Source organism: Pseudoalteromonas sp. G5_S1_14_S5 (assembly GCF_054968605.1).
Window position 1 is genome coordinate 32,930 of record NZ_JBQKUM010000014.1, and the last position, 19,547, is coordinate 52,476.

At 44.3% G+C, this 19,547-nt stretch carries 16 protein-coding genes; 4 read left to right on the forward strand and 12 right to left on the reverse strand.

All coding sequences use genetic code 11. The annotated features are described in order from the left end of the window. Window positions 1-30: 30 nt before the first annotated feature. From fadD to ACTRWI_RS06380, 7 genes are all read right to left on the reverse strand, one after another. Window positions 31-1,725, reverse strand: a complete 1,695-nt coding sequence (gene fadD / locus ACTRWI_RS06350; protein ID WP_499129936.1) for a long-chain-fatty-acid--CoA ligase FadD — start codon at window positions 1,723-1,725, stop codon at window positions 31-33. A 105-nt stretch (window positions 1,726-1,830) separates the two neighbouring features. Beyond that, window positions 1,831-2,682 (reverse strand): alpha/beta fold hydrolase, encoded by an 852-nt coding sequence (locus tag ACTRWI_RS06355; RefSeq protein WP_499129937.1) that lies wholly within the window; start codon window positions 2,680-2,682, stop codon window positions 1,831-1,833. A gap of 63 nt (window positions 2,683-2,745) precedes the next feature. Then, entirely contained in the window at window positions 2,746-3,306 is a 561-nt protein-coding gene (locus ACTRWI_RS06360) for a Slp family lipoprotein (protein WP_499129938.1), read from the reverse strand. Between the two features lie 35 nt (window positions 3,307-3,341). After that, entirely contained in the window at window positions 3,342-3,647 is a 306-nt protein-coding gene (locus ACTRWI_RS06365; protein ID WP_004737940.1) for a hypothetical protein, read from the reverse strand. 73 nt (window positions 3,648-3,720) lie between these two features. Further along, window positions 3,721-4,422, reverse strand: coding sequence for a tRNA (adenosine(37)-N6)-threonylcarbamoyltransferase complex dimerization subunit type 1 TsaB (gene tsaB / locus ACTRWI_RS06370; protein WP_499129939.1), 702 nt, complete (start codon window positions 4,420-4,422; stop codon window positions 3,721-3,723). 59 nt (window positions 4,423-4,481) lie between these two features. Then, on the reverse strand, window positions 4,482-6,410 hold the full coding sequence (gene yoaA / locus ACTRWI_RS06375) for a DNA repair helicase YoaA (RefSeq protein ID WP_499129940.1): 1,929 nt from the start codon (window positions 6,408-6,410) through the stop codon (window positions 4,482-4,484). A gap of 161 nt (window positions 6,411-6,571) precedes the next feature. After that, on the reverse strand, window positions 6,572-6,772 hold the full coding sequence (locus ACTRWI_RS06380) for a hypothetical protein (RefSeq protein WP_499129941.1): 201 nt from the start codon (window positions 6,770-6,772) through the stop codon (window positions 6,572-6,574). 281 nt (window positions 6,773-7,053) lie between these two features. Here ACTRWI_RS06380 and purU point away from each other — a divergent pair, with 281 nt between their 5' ends. Continuing rightward, window positions 7,054-7,887: a formyltetrahydrofolate deformylase gene (gene purU / locus ACTRWI_RS06385; RefSeq protein WP_105025616.1), complete on the forward strand. Its 834-nt coding sequence runs from the start codon at window positions 7,054-7,056 to the stop codon at window positions 7,885-7,887. A 346-nt stretch (window positions 7,888-8,233) separates the two neighbouring features. Here the strand turns inward: purU and ACTRWI_RS06390 are convergent, their stop codons facing one another. Next, window positions 8,234-8,830, reverse strand: a complete 597-nt coding sequence (locus tag ACTRWI_RS06390; RefSeq protein WP_499129942.1) for a VOC family protein — start codon at window positions 8,828-8,830, stop codon at window positions 8,234-8,236. Window positions 8,831-9,179: 349 nt separating this feature from the next. Here ACTRWI_RS06390 and argS point away from each other — a divergent pair, with 349 nt between their 5' ends. The 3 genes from argS (at window position 9,180) to ACTRWI_RS06405 (ending at window position 12,565) form a co-directional block, all read left to right on the forward strand. Further along, window positions 9,180-10,913: an arginine--tRNA ligase gene (argS, locus tag ACTRWI_RS06395; RefSeq protein ID WP_499129943.1), complete on the forward strand. Its 1,734-nt coding sequence runs from the start codon at window positions 9,180-9,182 to the stop codon at window positions 10,911-10,913. 558 nt (window positions 10,914-11,471) lie between these two features. Further along, on the forward strand, window positions 11,472-11,900 hold the full coding sequence (locus tag ACTRWI_RS06400) for an HIT family protein (protein WP_061033709.1): 429 nt from the start codon (window positions 11,472-11,474) through the stop codon (window positions 11,898-11,900). 137 nt (window positions 11,901-12,037) lie between these two features. Beyond that, the gene (locus tag ACTRWI_RS06405; RefSeq protein ID WP_499129944.1) at window positions 12,038-12,565 is read left to right on the forward strand and encodes a YqhA family protein; all 528 of its coding nucleotides are present in this window, start codon (window positions 12,038-12,040) and stop codon (window positions 12,563-12,565) included. 66 nt (window positions 12,566-12,631) lie between these two features. Here the strand turns inward: ACTRWI_RS06405 and ACTRWI_RS06410 are convergent, their stop codons facing one another. The 4 genes from ACTRWI_RS06410 to ACTRWI_RS06425 all read right to left on the reverse strand — a co-directional run bounded on the left by ACTRWI_RS06410 (window position 12,632) and on the right by ACTRWI_RS06425 (window position 19,267). Then, entirely contained in the window at window positions 12,632-12,862 is a 231-nt protein-coding gene (locus ACTRWI_RS06410) for a FeoC-like transcriptional regulator (protein ID WP_499129945.1), read from the reverse strand. Beyond that, window positions 12,859-15,132, reverse strand: coding sequence for a Fe(2+) transporter permease subunit FeoB (gene feoB, locus ACTRWI_RS06415; protein ID WP_499129946.1), 2,274 nt, complete (start codon window positions 15,130-15,132; stop codon window positions 12,859-12,861). Before feoB ends, ACTRWI_RS06410 begins: the two co-directional genes overlap by 4 nt. Further along, complete coding sequence (locus tag ACTRWI_RS06420; RefSeq protein ID WP_008221191.1) at window positions 15,133-15,354, reverse strand: FeoA family protein; 222 nt, start codon at window positions 15,352-15,354, stop codon at window positions 15,133-15,135. A 562-nt stretch (window positions 15,355-15,916) separates the two neighbouring features. Beyond that, window positions 15,917-19,267 carry a helix-turn-helix domain-containing protein gene (locus tag ACTRWI_RS06425; RefSeq protein WP_499129947.1) on the reverse strand — a complete coding sequence of 1,117 codons (3,351 nt, stop codon included), beginning with the start codon at window positions 19,265-19,267 and terminating at the stop codon, window positions 15,917-15,919. Between the last annotated feature and the right edge of the window lie 280 nt (window positions 19,268-19,547).

Genomic DNA, 19,547 nt, shown 5'->3' on the forward strand with positions numbered 1-19,547 from the left:
CGTTTCAATGGTTTCAAGTGGAACCGCTTGTCATTCACTTTCGCGTTTAGCAAGCTCAGCATCGTTCTCTTCACGTAGTACGCGACGTAAGATCTTACCTACGTTGGTCTTTGGAAGATCTTCTCTAAACTCTACCAGTTTAGGCACTTTGTAACCCGTTAGGTGTTCACGACAGTGCGCGATGATGTCTTCTTTAGTTAGGCTAGGATCACGCTTAACCACGTAGATTTTCACCAGTTCACCAGACACTTCATGAGGTTGACCAATCGCCGCTACTTCTAGCACTTGGCCATGCAGTGCAACGACATCTTCAATCTCATTCGGGTAAACGTTAAAGCCAGACACAAGAATCATATCTTTTTTACGGTCAACAATGTGCAGCAAGCCTTCGTCATCAAACTTAACGATGTCACCTGTCGACAACCAACCGTCTTGGTCAATCACTTCTTTGGTCGCTTCTGGACGTTGCCAGTAACCCTGCATCACTTGAGGACCACGAACTTGCAGCTCACCCACTTGGTCATTATCAACCACGTTACCTTCATCATCAATGATGCGAACATCGGTTGACGGTACGGGTAAACCAATAGCACCCGTGTAATCTTTTAGGTCATATGGGTTACCCGTTACCAGCGGTGAACACTCGGTTAAACCATAACCTTCTAACAGATGGATACCCGTTACTTTCTTCCATTGTTCAGCAACAGCGCGTTGAACCGCCATACCACCACCAACAGATAGGCGTAGGTTACTGAAGTCTAATTCATGGAAATCTTCGTTGTTTACTAGCGCATTAAACAGTGTATTTACACCGGTAATTGCGGTAAACGGAACCTTTTGCAGCTCTTTGATAAAACCAGGAATATCACGAGGGTTAGTAATAAGAAGATTACGACCACCCATTTCTACGAATAGCAAGCAGTTTACTGTCAGTGCAAATACGTGATACAGCGGCAATGCTGTTACCACTAACTCTCGGCCTTCATGCAGAACCGGACCATACGCCCCTTTCGCTTGAAGTACGTTCGCGATCATATTGCGATGCGTTAGGATTGCACCCTTCGCAACACCCGTAGTACCACCAGTGTACTGAAGGAATGCAATATCATCCCCAGTCATAAATGGTTTTACATACTGAAGGCGACGACCTTTATGCAGCGCTTTTCTGAACGAGATAGCACCCGGTAGGTCATACTTAGGAACCATACCCTTCACGTATTTCACGACGAAATCGACAATGGTACCTTTTGCGCGTGGCAACATTTGCCCTAGGCTGGTGAGTACAACGTGTTTAACTGGCGTGTTATCAACGACTTTCTCTAGCGTGCTCGCAAAATTTGAAACAATAACGATTGCCTTTGCACCAGAATCGTTCAGTTGATGCTCTAACTCACGAGGTGTGTACAGTGGATTGACGTTCACTGCTATCATACCAGCGCGCAATACACCAAAGAGTGCAATTGGGTATTGCAGCAAGTTTGGCATCATCAGTGCAACGCGATCGCCCTTCTTGAGCTTCAAATCATTCTGCAGGTAAGCAGCAAAAGCACGACTACGCTCTTCAAGCTTACGGAATGTCATTACTGAGCCCATGTTCTCAAAAGCAGGTTGGTCTGCGTATTTCTGTACAGACTGCTCGAACATTTCGATAAGAGATGGGTATTGATCTGGGTTGATCGTTTCTGGTACGTCACTTGGATAACGTGAAAGCCAAGGTTTATCCACTATGTTACTCCTCGTTTATCAGCTGACGACTGCTTCGCCGCTTTTATCATTACGGTATTACAGCACAGCTTTAGTGCATGAGCACTAAAAGGCTCAAACACTTGTTTAAATTTTGTTAACTAAACCAAGAATTAGCTGTGAAACTAGCTCTGGGCTCTCTAAATGACAATGATGTCCGCCGGGAACAGTCTCAATTTGTAAAGGACTATGGGCTGATTTGTAGCGATTACGCTGCAAATGTCTAAATCCATCATTACCTAATATTATGAGTTGAGGGCATTCAATAGCCGCCATAATCGCTTCAGCGTGCGCCAGTGACATTCGGTATAACGAGTCACATTTTAGATTAGGGTCGCATCGCCATTGCCAGGAGTCGTCTAACTCGGCAATCCCACGCTCTACAATAGGGGCAATGAGTTCTGCATTGATTTGATTGGCGTGTGCTCTCAGCTTAATAGCATCCTCTAGGCTTGCTAAAGGACGTGAAGGTTTTCTCCGCTGTCGAAGGCGACTGAGTACCCCATCTCTTAGACGAGAGACCGTTTCTTGGGGAGCTTCAGAAAGAGGTCCGTGACCTTCAATTTGAATTAATCCTGACACCTTTTCAGGAAAGGCGGCACTATAGCAACTTGCTATCAATGCACCAAGTGAATGTCCTACTAGGACCAGTCTGTTTGACGATAATTTAGTCACAAGCTGATGTAAATCATCGATATAGTCATGAAATGGGTAGTAACTTCCCGACTTATGCGACGAAAGACCATGACCAAAGAGGTCAATCGCAATCAGATGACAATCGGGTAATCTGGTTTTTAGGCTGGCAATAACAGAAGAAAAACTCGCAGAGTTATCTAACCACCCATGAATAAAAACGACCGTCGTGACGGTCGTTTCTGGGTTGCCCATCTGTTGTGTGGCAAGCGTCCCGCTCGCAAGTGAATATGATTTGTCAATCATCAAGCTTTAGTAACCTCTAATCCTTGCTTGGTGTAGCAATCAACATCTAATAACTAGCGTTAATTACTCGACATCCTGTATAACTCGGCCTTGTCTTGGCATAGTTTGAAAACTGCGGCAATGTAAGCTTCTGCACGAATAGTAGGTTGGTGCGAAGTCATTAACAACGACACGCTCCGTAATGTTCCACAGTCGTTGGTTATCTACCTTCATTACCGGGAAGGTGTAAGGGTACTCGCCGATTTTGCCATCTTCACTACCGTTTGATTGACCAACTAGCGTAATCAAACGGCCTTCAGCAAAGCTCAAAGGCTCAACGTATCCTTCAATATAACCAACAAAGCGTCCACTCGGCTCTGCATCGAGATCAGGCTTACCATTGCTTGAAATTGGCATGTTAGCAACTTCAATTCGAGTTCTATCCTTTAGGTTGGTCACTTTAGAAATCACGCCACCTAACCGAACACTTTTAGCGCCTGGTAATTGGTCAACCCATTGTTGGTAGTCACTGATAACAGGCTCTGATTTTGCTTCGAGTTCGCTAGGTAGTGATGAGCACCCTGCTAGCACCAAGATACCAAGAGAAAAGGCAATTAAGCGTATTTTAGATAAGTAATTAGACATGGTTCTGGTCCCTAAACAGGCATTAATAATTCGCTTCAGATGTAAATATCGACACCAATAAGCTTTGCAAGTTCTTCTTTTTTCGCCTGGTTCATTACATCCATGTATTCTTCCATAGCCTTACGTCCTCGGCCCTCTGGAAGATCATACTGGATTTGAGCCTTATGTAGCTCAGACTCTTTAACTTGACGAATAGAATGAGAGACAGCATTAGCCACTTTGGTTGGTTGCCCAACCGCAGTACTAGCATCAGATTTTTTTGCCTGCTCCTTCTTTTTTACTCGATTCGGCTTAGACGTATTGCCTATCGAAGAAGGAGGTAAGTTATTAATTGATACCATGACTAAATATCCGCCCTCTCAAATCTAAATAATACGCATTTAGATCTAATTTACATCAGAACCTTGTAAAAAATTACTCGCGACCTGGTAGCTTCTTCCACGTCACTTTATCACGCAGATACACAGGCTCAGATTCTTCAGCAGGTACGGCTTTGCCTTCTGCATAAGCAAATTGAGCAAGGAACGCCATATCTTGAGCTTCTGGGAATAACACGTCACACGCTTTGGTGTTGATCGCTAGTGTATCCATATGCTCTACGTAAGCTTCCCAACCGGTGCCCACTTGTGCCCATATCTCAGAATCTGCTTCTAACTGCGCAGCCAATTCACTTGGCGGTGTTACACATTCAGCATCAACCGCAGTCCAACGACCGTCTTGTTCACGGCTGTAACGAGCCCAGTACACTTCACTCATACGCGCATCAATCGCTGTCGCAACATGAGTTTCACCAAATTTACGGTAGCTGCCTTGCGCCATTGCAGCCAGTGTAGAGACACCGATCATTGGTAAATCCGCACCAAAAGCCAAACCTTGAGCAATACCAATACCAATACGTACACCCGTGAAACTGCCTGGGCCTTGACCAAACGCGATAGCATCAATATCGGTTAAAGCGACATTCGCTTCTTTCAGTACTTCATCAACCATAGGTAGAATTTTTTTCGTATGGTCTCGAGGTGCCTCTTCGCTACGAGCGAACACCTGGTCACCAATTACTAATGCAACTGAACAGTTTTCAGTTGCGGTATCTACTGCAAGAATTTTCGCGCTCATTTGTGTCTCAAATATTCGTTATCTAATCTAAAAATAATGGCTAAACTCAACAATGCCAGTTATTCGGCAGCGGTTGAATGGTCTTTAGCTAAGAATTCTTTAATGACCCCTAAGTCACGTGTACGAGGGATAGGCGGTAAACTCGCCAAAAAGATGCCACCGTAATCGCGAGTCACCAATCGGTTATCGCAAATAATCAAAGCACCATTGTCACGCTTATCACGTATCAATCGGCCCACACCTTGTTTCAAGGTAATCACGGCATCTGGCAATTGAACCTGTGCAAAAGGGTCGCCCCCTTTTAACTTACAGTCCTCAATGCGAGCCTTAAGTAAAGGATCATCAGGGGCTGTAAAGGGCAATTTGTCGATGATAACACAGCTTAATGCATCGCCCCTAACATCTATCCCTTCCCAGAAAGCGCCAGTCGCCACCAGTAATGCATTACCCAACTCCATAAACTCAGCCAAAGTTTTTTGCTTGCTTGTCTCACCTTGCAATAACACCGGCACGGTCAAGGTTTCACGGAATCGCTCTCCTAACTCTTTCATCATGCTGTGTGAAGTGCACAAGAAGAAACAACGACCTTGGTTTTGCTCAATCACAGGCGTCAACATACGAACCAACTTATCAGCTAAGCCCGGGCTATTCGGTTCTGGAAGATAACGTGGCACACACAAACGCGCTTGATTGGGATAATCGAATGGGCTCGGCAGTGAAAACTGAGCCGAGGGCTTTAAGCCTAGTCGCGAAGTGAAGTGGTCGAAATCGTCCGATACCGCCAAGGTGGCTGAGGTAAACACCCAAGCGCCCGGTTTAAGCTCGATCTGTTCGTGAAATTTATCAGCAACTGAAAGCGGCGTAATGTGCAAAGCAAAGTGGCGCGGTGTGGTGTCATACCAATACGAATAACCCGTAATCGACACATCACATACACGCTCAATGCGTGACTTAATCATGTTTGCACGCTCGAAAGCGGTATCCAATAGTTGGCTTCGTCCGAGTGCTAGTTTCAATACATCTACAGCCAGTTGTAATGCATCTTGCAGGCGAACTAACTCCCTAGCGATCGACTCTGATTTTAGCGCCTCGCGCCAGTTACCACGAAAACCGGTATCACCCAGCACAATTCTTAAATCAGATGAGGACTGAACAAGCCTGTCACCAACCTTTTGCAGTTGGCGCATGTCTTTCGCTTCGGTGCGATAGCCAATTTCAATGTCTTTGGCGAGTTCGTGAATTTGTCGACTTGATACAGACTGACCAAAATATTGGCTAGCAATGTCGGGAAGTTGATGCGCTTCATCGAAGATAAATACATCAGCCTCTGGGATGAGCTCACCGAATCCGGTCTCTTTAATCGCGAGATCGGCTAGGAAAAGGTGATGGTTCACTACGACCACATCCGAATCCATCGCTTTTTTACGCGCTTTCAATACAAAGCAATCGGTATAACTTGGACACTCTTTGCCCAAGCAATTGTCGTTGGTCGAGGTAATCGTTGGGATTACAGGACTATCTTCCGCAATATCATCACAATCACCCAAATCACCAGTTTGCGTGGATGAAGACCAGCTACGAACTTTGACTAACTGAGCGAGTAGCGTTGGATCCGTATGAGTACCATGACTTTCGATCATTTGGCGGCTCAATCTATCCAAACACAAATAGTTTGAACGCCCCTTAAGCAGCGCAACTTGACCATGAAAACCAAGGGCATCAGTCATTAAAGGCAGGTCACGGTGGAACAGTTGTTCTTGAAGGTTTTTGGACCCCGTACTAATGATGGTTTTCTTACCACTAAGCAGTGCCGGCACAAGATAAGCAAATGTCTTACCGGTACCCGTCCCAGCTTCTACCACCAATTGGCTCTGTTGCTGAATGGCCTGTGAAACTGCTTCAGCCATGTCTAACTGAGCTTGTCTTGGTTGAAAGCCTGGGATTGCTTTACCCAGTGCGCCATCAGCAGAAAACGTTGTAGATATCATAGAGTACGAAGTTTAGAAAAAGTGAAGGCGAATTATGGCAGGTTTAGTGAGCCGGCGCGAATCAAGAATGACTTCGCACCGGAGGTGTCTGGGTTATTTCAAATTACCAAGAGAACGAGAATGAAAATCGAGATTGCTGTTTTAGCTTAAAGGTTAATTGCTTATTTTCGATTGAGATAACGAGATAGCCAAGGAGCGCCTTCAAATTCATTATCATTTGGCTGTATGGCTTTTACTGCATCGCTTAGCGAGGTTTTGCTTTCCCACATTTCATCGAGAACGTTTCCATCTAGCTCTGTGCTGCCAGCCAATGAACTCACGCGTTTGCAGTACAGCTTTTTTGCTAGTAACTCTTTATCCATAAGTATCACCTCTATTTTTGGCCAAGGCGAAAATGTCTCGGTGAAGTTCAAATGCGTACTAGGGTCAAAACTTTAAAAATGAAGCTTCTGCCTGTTTTTCCATCTGAAAACTGATATTTCGATATCAAACAATTTATCAAAGCGATAAATGAGCAGCAGAATTTGTTGAAACCAACTTGATAATAGATTAATTATAACGGTGATATAGCGGCTCAGTTCACCGTTCGACGGCCTGTATTTAATTTAAAGAATAAAAAATATTTCATGGAAGTAAGATGCAAATGGAAAGAAAAACATTACTAACACATTGTACTGATGCCCCAGGCCTCATCTCAAAAATCACCAACATTTGTTACAAACATCAACTCAATATTGTTCACAACAACGAGTTCGTAGATAACACTAGTGGTCACTTCTTTATGCGCACTGAGCTAGAAGGTTATTTCAATGATGAAACCTTTCTAGCAGACCTAGACCAAGCCCTGCCAGAAAACGCGAAACGCAAGCTAGTCGACTCTTCTCGCAAGCGTATTGTTATTCTCGTGACAAAAGAAGCACACTGTCTTGGCGATATTCTGATGAAGAACTTCGATGGCAGTTTAGATGTTGAAATCGCAGCGGTTGTCGGTAACTACGACATTCTACAAAGCCTAACCGAGCGTTTTGATATCCCTTATCATCATGTTTCACACGAAGGTCTGAACCGTGAAGAGCATGAGCAAAAAATGCTGGAAGTGATTGACCAATACGAGGCTGATTACCTTGTTTTGGCTAAATACATGCGAGTACTGACTCCGGGATTTGTTGAAAAGTACAACCACAAGATCATCAATATTCATCACAGCTTCTTGCCAGCATTCATTGGTGCGAAACCCTACCAACAAGCGTATGAGCGCGGCGTAAAGATCATTGGTGCAACAGCGCACTTCGTGACTAACGATTTGGATGAAGGCCCAATCATTAAGCAAGACGTTATCCCTGTCGATCACAACTTCAGTGCGAAAGACATGGCGCAAGCGGGTCGTGACGTAGAGAAGAATGTTCTAAGTAAAGCGCTAAACAAAGTCATCAATGACCATGTGTTTGTTTACGGCAACAAGACTGTGATCCTGTAAGTTCGACACCTTTAGAACCCAATAAAAAACGCGTAATAAGATTTCCCCATTACGCGTTTTTTGTATTTGGTTATCGAGTCCGTTGTTAGAGATTCCCGACAACGCTCCTTCGTAGCTATCGGGAATGACGGTGTTCTTTTGCTAGTAAAAACGATGACTCAGAAGAGATAAAGTCAAACCGAATGATGGTAAGGCACAACCACAGCACACATCCGCACTCTATCTGAAAATTTTAATATCAAATCAAGCGTTCAATACAATTGGTAGACCAACACATCCACTAATCGACAGCCTCGTCATTCCGACGAGTCTAGGCGAGATCAGGAACCTATCTTGTTAACTCTGGCTAAGCTTGCTCTGACTCAACAATCTTCTGCAACGAATGTGGGTGCAGCTTGATACAAATCTCTTGATGCTTGAATGCAACGGTTGGGTTGTTCAAACGCTCCCCTTCACCTTTCGGGCTAGACAGTTTGATCTTAACACCTTGCTCAGACAGAGTTTCAAAATTAGCAGCGAATGGCGGGTAAGTACCTTTCAGATCCGCTAGGTAGTCATCGGCCGTTTGCGCGTGAGACGGAATGACGAACTCAACATGCTCCCAATCTTGGCTCGGATAAATCTTGCCCTCTGCAGGGTATGGCAACTCCAAACACTCAATGCTCCAGCCACGGCTTTGCAAAGGCTCATCAAAAGCGATCACAACAATTGGACGACCATTGATCATCGCTTGTGAAATCGTAGAGCCGTATTCAGACCATGCTTGATGTGCAGCTTTCGCTAATTCCGTTTCATTGATTCTTAGCGCGATATGATCCGCTTGAGCAAAGCTCAAATCTAAACCCAGTAAGTTACCTAGGTTTTCAATCTTCGCCATAAACGCATCAAGGCGGGCAATCATTTGTTGTGGTTCTAATTCAGCTTGCTTGAGGCTCATCGTCATTGTCTGTGTTCTCCAAATATTAGCTGCATGGTATCAGTTTTGCTTTGTTCAACAAACGCTGCGAATACAAAAAGACAGCCGATAAGCACGTTGGCTCACATTCCTAAATACACAAACGCTGCATGGCGAAAATTGATTGTCAAAAACCCCTCAGGAAATGTTAATTTTCTATCAATTCGACCTATAAGAAACCGCACAAAATTGGTATGATTACTGCTATTTTTGTGAACTTAAACAGTGTCTGTTGTTCATTTCGGCATTAAATCGTTAACTAGACTCATAATTAACCAAATTTGATGACCTCGAAGTAATGGCCACTCTTATCATCCTTGAATTGAAGGAAACGCGTGTGAATATCCAAGCACTTATTAATGACAAAGTATCTCAGGCTCTAGAAGCCGCTGGCGCACCTGCAGGCTCTCCTGCTGCTGTTCGCCAATCTGCAAAACCACAATTTGGTGACTACCAAGCAAACGGCGTGATGGGCGTTGCTAAGCGACTAGGTACTAACCCGCGAGAATTTGCTCAGAAAGTATTGGACGTTCTAAACCTAGACGGTATCGCTTCTAAAGTTGAAATCGCAGGTCCAGGTTTCCTTAACATCTTCCTAGATGAAGCTTTCCTAGCAAAACAAGCAGACGCAGCGCTTGCTGATTCTCGCCTTGGTGTTGCAGCAGCTGAAGCACAAACAATTGTTGCTGACTACTCGGCGCCAAACGTTGCAAAAGAAATGCACGTTGGTCACCTGCGTTCAACAATCATCGGTGATGCCGTTGTTCGTACACTTGAATTCCTAGGCCACAAAGTTATCCGTGCTAACCACATCGGTGACTGGGGTACTCAATTCGGTATGCTTATCGCAAACCTTGAGCGCGTTCAGGCTGAGTCAGGTGAAGTTTCAATGGAACTTGCTGACCTTGAAGGCTTCTACCGTGAGTCTAAAAAGCTTTACGACGAAGACGAAGAGTTCGCAGTTAAAGCACGTGGCTACGTAGTGAAACTACAAAGCGGCGACGAGTTCTGTGCAGAGATGTGGAAGAAGCTTGTTGACGTAACAATGATTCAAAACCAACGCAACTACGATCGTCTAAACGTATCACTAACGCGTGATGACGTAATGGGCGAAAGCATGTACAACCACATGCTTCCAGGCATCGTTGCTGATCTTAAAGAGCAAGGTCTTGCTAAAGAAGATGACGGCGCACAAGTTGTATTCCTAGATGAATACAAAAACAAAGATGGCGACCCAATGGGCGTTATCATCCAGAAGCGCGATGGCGGCTTCCTTTACACAACAACTGATATCGCTTGTGCAAAATACCGTTTTGAAGAGCTAGGCGCAGACCGCGTTCTTTACTTCATCGACTCTCGTCAGCACCAACACCTAATGCAAGCTTGGACTATCGTTCGTAAAGCAGGTTACATCCCAGAATCTGTTTCTCTTGAGCACCACGCGTTCGGCATGATGCTAGGTAAAGACGGTAAGCCATTCAAGACTCGTGCCGGCGGTACGGTTCGTCTAGCTGACCTTCTTGATGAAGCTGAAGTTCGTGCAGCACAACTGATCGAATCTAAGAACCCAGAACTCGCTGAAGACGAGAAGAAAGCGATCGCTAACACAGTTGCAATGGCAGCGGTTAAGTACGCAGACCTTTCTAAGCACCGTACGACTGACTACGTGTTCGATTGGGACAACATGCTTGCGTTCGAAGGTAACACAGCACCTTACATGCAATACGCATACACTCGTGTTGCTTCTGTATTTGCTAAAGCCGGCGTTTCTATGGACTCTCTTGAAGGTGAAATCAAAATCACTGAAGCGAAAGAGAAAGCGCTTATCGCTAAACTTCTACAGTTTGAAGAAGCGGTTCAATCTGTTGCTCGTGAAGGTCAACCACACATCATGTGTAGCTACCTGTTCGAACTAGCAGGTCAGTTCTCTAGCTTCTACGAAGCATGCCCTATCCTAGTAGCAGAAGACGAAGCTGTTAAGCAGAGCCGTCTGAAGCTTGCTGCCCTAACAGCGAAGACAATCAAACAAGGTCTGTCGCTTCTAGGCATCGAGACTCTAGAACGTATGTAAGCGATTCGAGATTCGAGATTCGAGATTCGAGATTCGAGATTCGAGATTCGAGATTCGAGATTCGAGATAATTAGAAAGGTTGACGCGAAAGCGTCAACCTTTTGTTTTATATAGAAATTATATCTACTAAACTATCGAGCTACCCGCAGACTTCCGTCGCAGAGATCTCCTACTACGCTCCTTCGTCGCTCTAGGAGATGACGGCAGTAGATGCCGTGAATCCAAGACAGGATCAATGGCGCGTGACCACTATCCTTCCCCCGCCATCCCCTTCATTGATGAGAGAGCGTGATAGGGAACCTTCTAAAGCACGTAACAGCAGTAAACCAATTCGCTATTCCTCTCCTTCACGCTATTCCCCACAGTGAAATACGAGCGTGTTGGAGAATCTCCTAAAACATACTACTACTGAAAACCAATTCGTCATCCTTCTCCTTCACCGTCATTCCCTTCAGTGAGGTACGAACGTGATAGGGCATCTGCTTATTGAGGTCGTAAGCGCTAGCCACATTTCCATTCCAACCTTATACTTCACTAAAACAATTAATTGGAAAGATCATGAGCTTCGAACTTCATCCTCAATTGGCAAAAGACACCACGGTTATTGGCGAATTCCCGCTTAGCCTCGCACTACTGCACAAAGACAATGCTGTACCTTGGGTTATTCTGGTCCCAAAACGTGCCAACCTAAAAGAGCTGCATCACTTACCAATGAAAGAGCAACAGCAGTTCTTACATGAATCTCAAGCTGTAAGCCAGGCCCTAGAAGCTACGTTCCAACCGGATAAGCTCAACCTAGGCGCGCTAGGTAACATGGTGCCACAACTTCACATTCACCATATCGCACGTTTCAAAGATGATGTTGCATGGCCTGGCCCTGTGTGGGGCAACACCACAGGTGAACAGCGCAGTGAAGAAGAGCAAGCAGCTATCCTAACTCGCATTCAAAATGTGCTGTCACTAAGTTCTATCTTTAAGAAAGCTTAACCTTGTGACACAGGTGATGCCTCTTAGCTAGGCATTACCATTATTACCAATTTGTAATAATGATTCACAAAAACAGCCCATTATCACAACAAAGACTCCCGCGTATACTCTCTTGCACACAACATAGAGAGAGCATCATGAAACAAACCTTCAACTTATTTCGTCATATCAGCTGGATCGCCATCATCTGTTCTATGCTTGCTTCCCTACTCTTATTCTTTATGGGAGCAACCAAGACTTACTCTGCTTTTGCGATCTTCATGCTCAATCAGGTGCCACCAGAATCGCTCGCGCATTTAGACACAACAGATATCGCGATCTCGTACTTGATTAAGTCTCTGGATACATTCTTGATTGCTTTTGTACTCTTCATCTTTTCTCACGGTGTGTTCACTTTATTCATCTCGGATAAAAGTAATGCCGCGAAAAGTGACCAACAAACCAATAAAAGCACAGTACTAAGTTGGATAAAAACACCCAACATTGGTCACCTGAAAAACATTTTGGCTGAAGTGATTATCATCATTCTCTTCGTGAAATTTTTGGAGCTTGTGCTCGTCAATTTCGACAGTATTGGATGGGATATTTTGGTTCTTCCAGTATCCATACTGTTGCTGAGTATCGGCCTTAAAGTTCTTGGGTTAGGTGAAACCAAAGAGTCTTAAGTCGAGAAGCACAAACAAAAAAACCGCAGCTCATAGGCTGCGGTTTTTTATTAGATATTGACCAAACTACATCATCACATTCAGCGACAGACCATCTTGCTTGCTGATGGTGTAGCGAACACGCGTTGTATGACCATGTTTGTTGGTGTCGACCAAACGAGATACTTTGCCTTTCTTGACCCACACGCTCAACATCGCATCCACGCCGTCCTCACTCATACCAAATTTCGCTGCAATCTCTTTACGATCTGCGACACCTTGGCTGTCAATGTACTGATGAAGTTCAGTTAAAATCATACGGCTTGCACCTCTAATGCTTTTTGCTTGCTGCCAACTTTCTTAAATACACGGTAGGTAATCACAAAGCCACCAGCAATCGCGACCATCCACACAGCACTAGTCACAGGGTGTGCTGCAAAGTTTGCCGCTTGGTAGTAGAAAGTTGCACCAAAGTAGCCAAGCGCCATTGTCCAAACTGCAATAAAGCGTGCAAACATTTGACCAAATTCACGAACGTAAGCACCCATTGCAGCCACACAAGGTGTGTAAAGCAAGATAAGGATTAAGTAAGCAAACGCAGCGTGACCAGAAACAAATTTGTCTTTCAGGTTACCAAAGATAGACGAGTCAACCTCTTGTTCTTCGGCAGCGGCACCGGAATCACTTAAGTCACCAACCTCAATACCTAGGGGATCTGAGTAGCTCAAACCGGCTAAATTCTCAGGGATCGTCATCACCGCTTCTTCTAAGCTCGCCGCTAGGTCAAACTCAGCCGCTTCTTCATCAGAAGGCGTTGTGTAAAGGCTGTTCAACGTACCAACTACCGCTTCTTTTGCGAAGATACCAGTAATGATACCTACCGTTGCTGGCCAGTTTTCCTCTGTAATCCCAATTGGTTGGAATACAGGAGTCACAACTTGCGCTGCCTTTGAAAGTACTGAATTTTCGCTGTCTTCGTTACCGAAGCTGCCGTCCATACCCAGAGAGTTCAAAAAGCTTAAGATTGCTACCACAACCACAATCGTTTTACCTGCACCAAGTACGAATCGCTTCAGTTTCTGCCACGTTTTCAACATCACGTTCTGTAAGGTTGGCAGCTCGTAGTCTGGCATTTCCATTACTAAGCTGTCGCTGCTACCTGGGTAGATAGTGTTTTTGAGGAACAAACCGGTAAATACAGAAGCAAAAATACCCATGATATACAGAGCAAATACCACGTTTTGCCCTGCACCAGGGAAGAACGCAGCTGCAAACAGTGCGTATACAGGTAAACGAGCACCACATGACATAAATGGTGCCATAGAGGCAGCTAGCCTACGCTCACGCTCTTGGTCAAGTGTACGAGTTGCCATAATTGCTGGCACATTACAGCCAAAGCCAAGCACTAGCGGTACAAACGCCTTACCAGGTAGACCAATCTTCTGCATCACTTTATCAAGTACAAACGCAGCACGCGCCATGTAGCCTGAACTTTCAAGTACCGCTAAGAACAAGTAAAGCGCCGCGATTACTGGAATAAAGGTTGCAACAGTTTGAATACCGCCACCGATACCATCTGCAAGAATAGTAACCAGCCAAACTGGTAGGTGTCCGTCTAACAAATGGTGTCCACCATCAACCAATATTGCACCAACACCAATATCAAAGAAGTCGATAAACGCACTACCGATATTGATAGAGAACATGAACATTAGGTACATGATGACGAAGAAGAAAGGGATACCGACCCATTTGTTCAAAATGAATTGGTCAGCTTTCTCTGTGAAGTTACGGCTTAGTTTGCCTTCACTGCGGCGAACACGCTTACACAGGTCATGTAAGAAGGTGTACTTCGCATCTGCTACCGCTAGGTCGATATCAAACTCAGCGCCAAGACGCACATTGTCAATTTGAGTACGTGTTTGCGGAACTAATCCGTTTAGTACCAGGTAATCATTTTCTAGAGCTCGAATCGCAAGCGCGCGGTGAGAAACATCAGCATCATCAAAGTGTGATTCAACAGAAGGAATAAGTGCTTCTAATGCTTCGTCATAGTTAATAGAGATAGGATCAAGGCTAACACCTTGCACAAGAAGCTTATGCAGGCGCTCTTTGAAACGAGCCACTTGGCCTTTATCGTTCGCAGACAAGCTAAGAACCGGACAACCTAGCTCTTTCTCTAGCGCTTTCAGGTTAATTACCTGACGCTCACGCTTTAATACATCCATTTTGTTCAATACAACGATCATTGGGCGACCCAACTCTCGCAATTGCAATGTCATATATAAGCTTCGCTCTAAGCAACTTGCATCAACAACATTAATGATCACGTCAGCAGGGTGAGTCAGAACAGCTCGCGACGCGATAGACTCATCAATACTATTCGCATCATTACCACTATCTAGTGCGTAGATACCAGGCAAGTCGGTTAACTGAAACTGGTCACCTGCATGTGAATAGACACCCGTTTTCTTTTCAACGGTTACGCCTACCCAGTTCCCAACATGCTGCTTCGCACCTGTTAGTGCATTGAATAACGTTGTTTTACCACTATTCGGGTTACCAACGGTAAGAACTTGATAATCCATTTAGATAACCTCGATTTGTTCTGCGATGCTTTCACGAATAGCGATAGAGACCCCTCTCACCTCAACTTGAAGCGGGTCGCCCATCGGTGCGCGGCGGATTAGTGTTACCTCTGTTTTTGGCAACATACCCATGACCATTAGCTTTTTTCTAACTTCTGGTGTTAAGCCGGTTAAGGCAACTATAGAAGCCGCTTTTCCTTGCTCTAGTTGTGAGAGTTTCATAAATACCCAATTCGTGATTGATAATGAGAAAGATTGTTATTAGCGGCATGATACACATAGATGACCACAGCTCTATTGCGTGAAATCAATGTTTTCGAAAATATTCACTCGTAAGTTTCGTTAAAAACGTTTACGTCAATACCGTCACTTTCAACAACTAGTGAAAACTACCTCACTAGTACATTACAATCAAATACGTATCAAGACATTAAATATCAATAACTTATAAGAATGTCGCTTTTCTTATAGCCTTCTGTCGTTAATTTTATAAGTAAAATAAGTTACTAATTGTATAGTTACTCCATCGAAGAGAAACTCCTTCTCTTTAATATAATACCAGAGGTGATGTGGCTTACCATATCACTCCGGCAGCAAGCGAAGGTGTCATTGGCACTCGTGGTATAGTCTCCCCGGCTATACCACGATTTTTTTCTTATCTTGTTTAATCCCTACAAAACAATCTCGTATCTCGTAAAGAATAAAAAAGCCCCAACACGAATGTCGAGGCTTCAATAAAACTATCTGTCGTTAGCGTAAGACTGGCTGGTTCAAATTGTTCGCTCTAGTCTTCACTGTTTTCAGCAAACTTAGATGGTGACATACCAAAGTGATGTCTGAACCTTTGGCTGAAATAAGACGGATCATTAAAGCCAGAGTCAAAAGCAACATCTGATATCTTCTCTCCAGCTAGTAACCGCTCACACGCATGCTCCAAGCGAACCTCATTCAAATGTTCTTTAAAGGTCTTATTATAAGCCAACTTAAATCGCCTTTGTAAGCTTCTCTCTGACATGAATAGATACTTAGCGGCAGTCGCAGTACCAAACTCAGCATCAGCGTAGTGTTCACTAACAATCTGAGTCACTCTATTCTTCCATTCTTGCTCTACACTGAGCTTTAACTGCTCAGGTGAGGTATTAGCGAGCTTGATAGTCTCAATCTGCTCTATTGTATTGGTTTCGAGATTATCTAATACCTGAAAGTCAATTGGCCAAGTAAGCTGCACCTTATTCTGAGAGTCAGACACAAAAGCATTGAGCTCTCCACCACTCTGATTCACCAGCAATGGTAACTTTTCTATATTTAAGTCGGTCGACTTTCCACTATTATCACTAATGCTAGAGGTTAGTTTAGGGAAAGGCATTCCATGGTCTAAAATCGTCACGACTAAGTGCTCTTTTAGCTCTTCAACCGTAACCATCATGCTCTGCGACTTAAAGTTGCGCTTGATAATGCTCGCAATCAGGCTATTGAAGATAATATCGAGATTAAAATACAGTAAAGATACATGTCTATGTTTCGTCTCTACTTTTATCTCTAGCTCAATACCCGCTTTAGCTAAATCTTCTTGCCACGCCTTAAGCACCGACTCCAAGATTAAGATCATATCGTAACCAACCGCGCCGACATCCTGCCGGCTATTACTCAATTGCGCCAAACCATTCTTTAACGCAAGAATCGGTGATTTACCTTGTTCATCATTCCAATTAGGGAGCATGGCTACAACTTGGTTGACCTCTGAGGACAGTTCATCGGCGGTATGAGACACGAGCGCATTCTTAACCGATAACTGCTTCTTAAGCTGCTGATTAGTCGTCAGCAATATCCGGCTTTGGTGTCTCAACTGATCGGTTTTTAAAGCCACTTGCGCCTTTAGGTGTCGGTTAGCAAAGGTGACATAACGCGAACGCCAAAAAACCAAGATAGTGACGACACAAATAAGTAAGATCAGAGAACTTGCTGCAGCCCAGTTACTGAGGTACCAAGGTTCGGCTATTGAGAAACTTTGATTGGTGGACACAAAACGGTAGTGAGAGTCCTTAACAGGCTTAACCTCAAGTGTGTAATCGCCGGGCAGCAAGTGATCTAGGGTTAACAAGCTCCCTTCAAACTCGCTCCAAGACTCATCACCATTGAGCCTATACTCCATCGCAGGTGCAAACGTACCAGGTAAAATACCTAGCTTGAACCCAATCGAGGATCCATAAGGTACCTCGGCTAGATCTGCAGCCTTGCCGCCAAGAGACACGGTCTTTTGATTGACACTTATTTTGCTCAGTAAGGCACGGCTATGAGGCGTAGTCGACACCAATAACTCATTCGCTAACGCGCTCACCACCCCATATTTAGAACCCAATACTAGCTTTGAAGATTGGTTATGTTCACAGTAGAATAGCTCACATGCACCAGCCGCGAGTTCATTGGTGATCAAACCAAAAGGTGAACCGATATGTTTATGAAGCTGTCCGTCTAGCCCATAATAGCTAAGCCCTTTTGAAGAGCCTAACCAAACGCCATTTTCATCGCTGATTAAACAACTAGGACTAATGTTCTCCTCAACAAGGGGAATCTCTTCAATGACTGGACGATCGTAAGGGATCCGATAGACACCATAGCTGCTCGCAAACCACTGAGAACCATCGTTGGCTTTCTCTATATCAACAACCTTACCAAATCGCTCACTGGAACGACTAAAGCTGATTCGCTTATCAACAAACGAATAAAAGCCATGGTCTGTGCCTATATAAACACTGTTTTGCAGGCCAATATTCAGGTCGGTGATTTTTGCAGGCAGAAATTTGTCCACGAGCCAATCCATTCCATAGCTTGTCAGCGCCATAGTATCTATCGATAAGGAGTAAAGACTTTGCCCTGAAGACATCCAAAGTGTGTTATCACCTTGAAGCACCAAGTTCTCAATATGAACACCTTCAATAGCTCTTGGTAGATTCAGAGCTTCGCGCTCTAATGTCTCGGTGTTGAGGCTAACGATACCCTCTTCAGTAGCTAACCAAATAGATGAACCAAAAACCTGAAAATCTCGGACCGGTTTAGGGTATACACGATTAGGTCGCTCTTCAGTTTCAGAATCAACGAGATAAAGCCCCATCGAAGAAGCCACCCAAGATAAGTGCTCGCTGATTGGCTCGACTTTATTGATCACCTTGCTGCTAGAATGCATGCCTATTCCGGTGAGTGGCGTTCTCGAAAATGTCTTGCTGAACAAAGAGAAATATCGAATACCGTTGTTGGTCGCGACCCACATACCACCAGTATGGTCGTTAATTAATGAATAAATCTTCTCGCCCGGTAATGAAAAGTCTTGGTTAGAGGGCTGTTCAAAACGAATGGTTTCTCCTGTAATAAAGTTATAGCTAATCAGGCCATGCTCGGTGCCAATCCAATATTGATCTGTTGTTTCAGCAAGAGAGAGAACATGCGAACCACTGATCTTGGTCTCTTTCTCTGAATTAGCCAAATCGACAATCACCACACCATTTAATGTACCAATCAGTAATTCGCGTCTTGCTTTCGAAAAGTAGATCGTCTCGATATAATGTTTATCTGATGCGGCCACATGGGTAAACTCGTGATTTTCAAGAAGGTAGGTGCCCGAACCGGTTGCCAGTACCCATTTCGATAGCACCCATTCCGCATCATTGATCGTAATGTCGCTGCTGTTGTTGTATCGATACAGCTTGAGGAGTGAGTAAGTATTAAATTCCAATGACTGGGTGTTGTAGGTATAGAAGTTGTTGCCGTCTGTCACCCAAATATAATCAGCCGATGCACCAATATTAATGATCTCTGCACCAGGACTCAGACTAAAGGCCAACTCATTGCCTATCCCTGGAGTGTGTCGATACACTTCATTATCGAAGAACGTCCAAAATTCATCGTTCAGGAAAGCGACGCGTTCCGATGAGAAATGTAGCAGACTGCCTTTTCGTGGTAGCAAAGCTTGCCCATCATAAAACAGCACTTTTCCATGCACATCATGAATCCAAAGCCCACCACCGGCGCCTAGATAGAGATTTTTAGCCGCGAGAAAATTCCCTTGCGCTTGAACAGGCAAAGGATAAAAGACAGACGGTGATCTATTTACCGCGAGAGCGCTAAATGAAATGCTCATTAATATGAACATTCGGAAGACAATTCGATACAACTTCTGATCCTGAACAGCAACAACGTATGAAGTTCCGGTCGTCACAATGTCTTGTCATTGCTCAACCAGAAACTGAGTTTTTTTGTGCTTATTATTATCTTTCCATTTTAGCGGAAATTAACCAAGGAGAAAGAAGGTTTGCTATTTGTTGGGAGGTTTTATCTTAGCGATCACGAAAATGCCGCAAAAAGCGGCATTATTCATAAAATATCGAGAGCAATGTGAAGTAAAAGATATTTCCTATGAA

Coding starts and splice junctions, on each gene's coding strand:
- ACTRWI_RS06355 (WP_499129937.1), bottom strand. CDS start 2,682: ATGATTGACAAATCATATTCACTTGCGAGCGGGACGCTTGCCACACAA.
- ACTRWI_RS06360 (WP_499129938.1), bottom strand. CDS start 3,306: ATGTCTAATTACTTATCTAAAATACGCTTAATTGCCTTTTCTCTTGGT.
- ACTRWI_RS06365 (WP_004737940.1), bottom strand. CDS start 3,647: ATGGTATCAATTAATAACTTACCTCCTTCTTCGATAGGCAATACGTCT.
- tsaB (WP_499129939.1), bottom strand. CDS start 4,422: ATGAGCGCGAAAATTCTTGCAGTAGATACCGCAACTGAAAACTGTTCA.
- yoaA (WP_499129940.1), bottom strand. CDS start 6,410: ATGATATCTACAACGTTTTCTGCTGATGGCGCACTGGGTAAAGCAATC.
- ACTRWI_RS06380 (WP_499129941.1), bottom strand. CDS start 6,772: ATGGATAAAGAGTTACTAGCAAAAAAGCTGTACTGCAAACGCGTGAGT.
- purU (WP_105025616.1), top strand. CDS start 7,054: ATGGAAAGAAAAACATTACTAACACATTGTACTGATGCCCCAGGCCTC.
- ACTRWI_RS06390 (WP_499129942.1), bottom strand. CDS start 8,830: ATGACGATGAGCCTCAAGCAAGCTGAATTAGAACCACAACAAATGATT.
- ACTRWI_RS06400 (WP_061033709.1), top strand. CDS start 11,472: ATGAGCTTCGAACTTCATCCTCAATTGGCAAAAGACACCACGGTTATT.
- ACTRWI_RS06405 (WP_499129944.1), top strand. CDS start 12,038: ATGAAACAAACCTTCAACTTATTTCGTCATATCAGCTGGATCGCCATC.
- ACTRWI_RS06410 (WP_499129945.1), bottom strand. CDS start 12,862: ATGATTTTAACTGAACTTCATCAGTACATTGACAGCCAAGGTGTCGCA.
- feoB (WP_499129946.1), bottom strand. CDS start 15,132: ATGGATTATCAAGTTCTTACCGTTGGTAACCCGAATAGTGGTAAAACA.
- ACTRWI_RS06420 (WP_008221191.1), bottom strand. CDS start 15,354: ATGAAACTCTCACAACTAGAGCAAGGAAAAGCGGCTTCTATAGTTGCC.
- ACTRWI_RS06425 (WP_499129947.1), bottom strand. CDS start 19,267: ATGAGCATTTCATTTAGCGCTCTCGCGGTAAATAGATCACCGTCTGTC.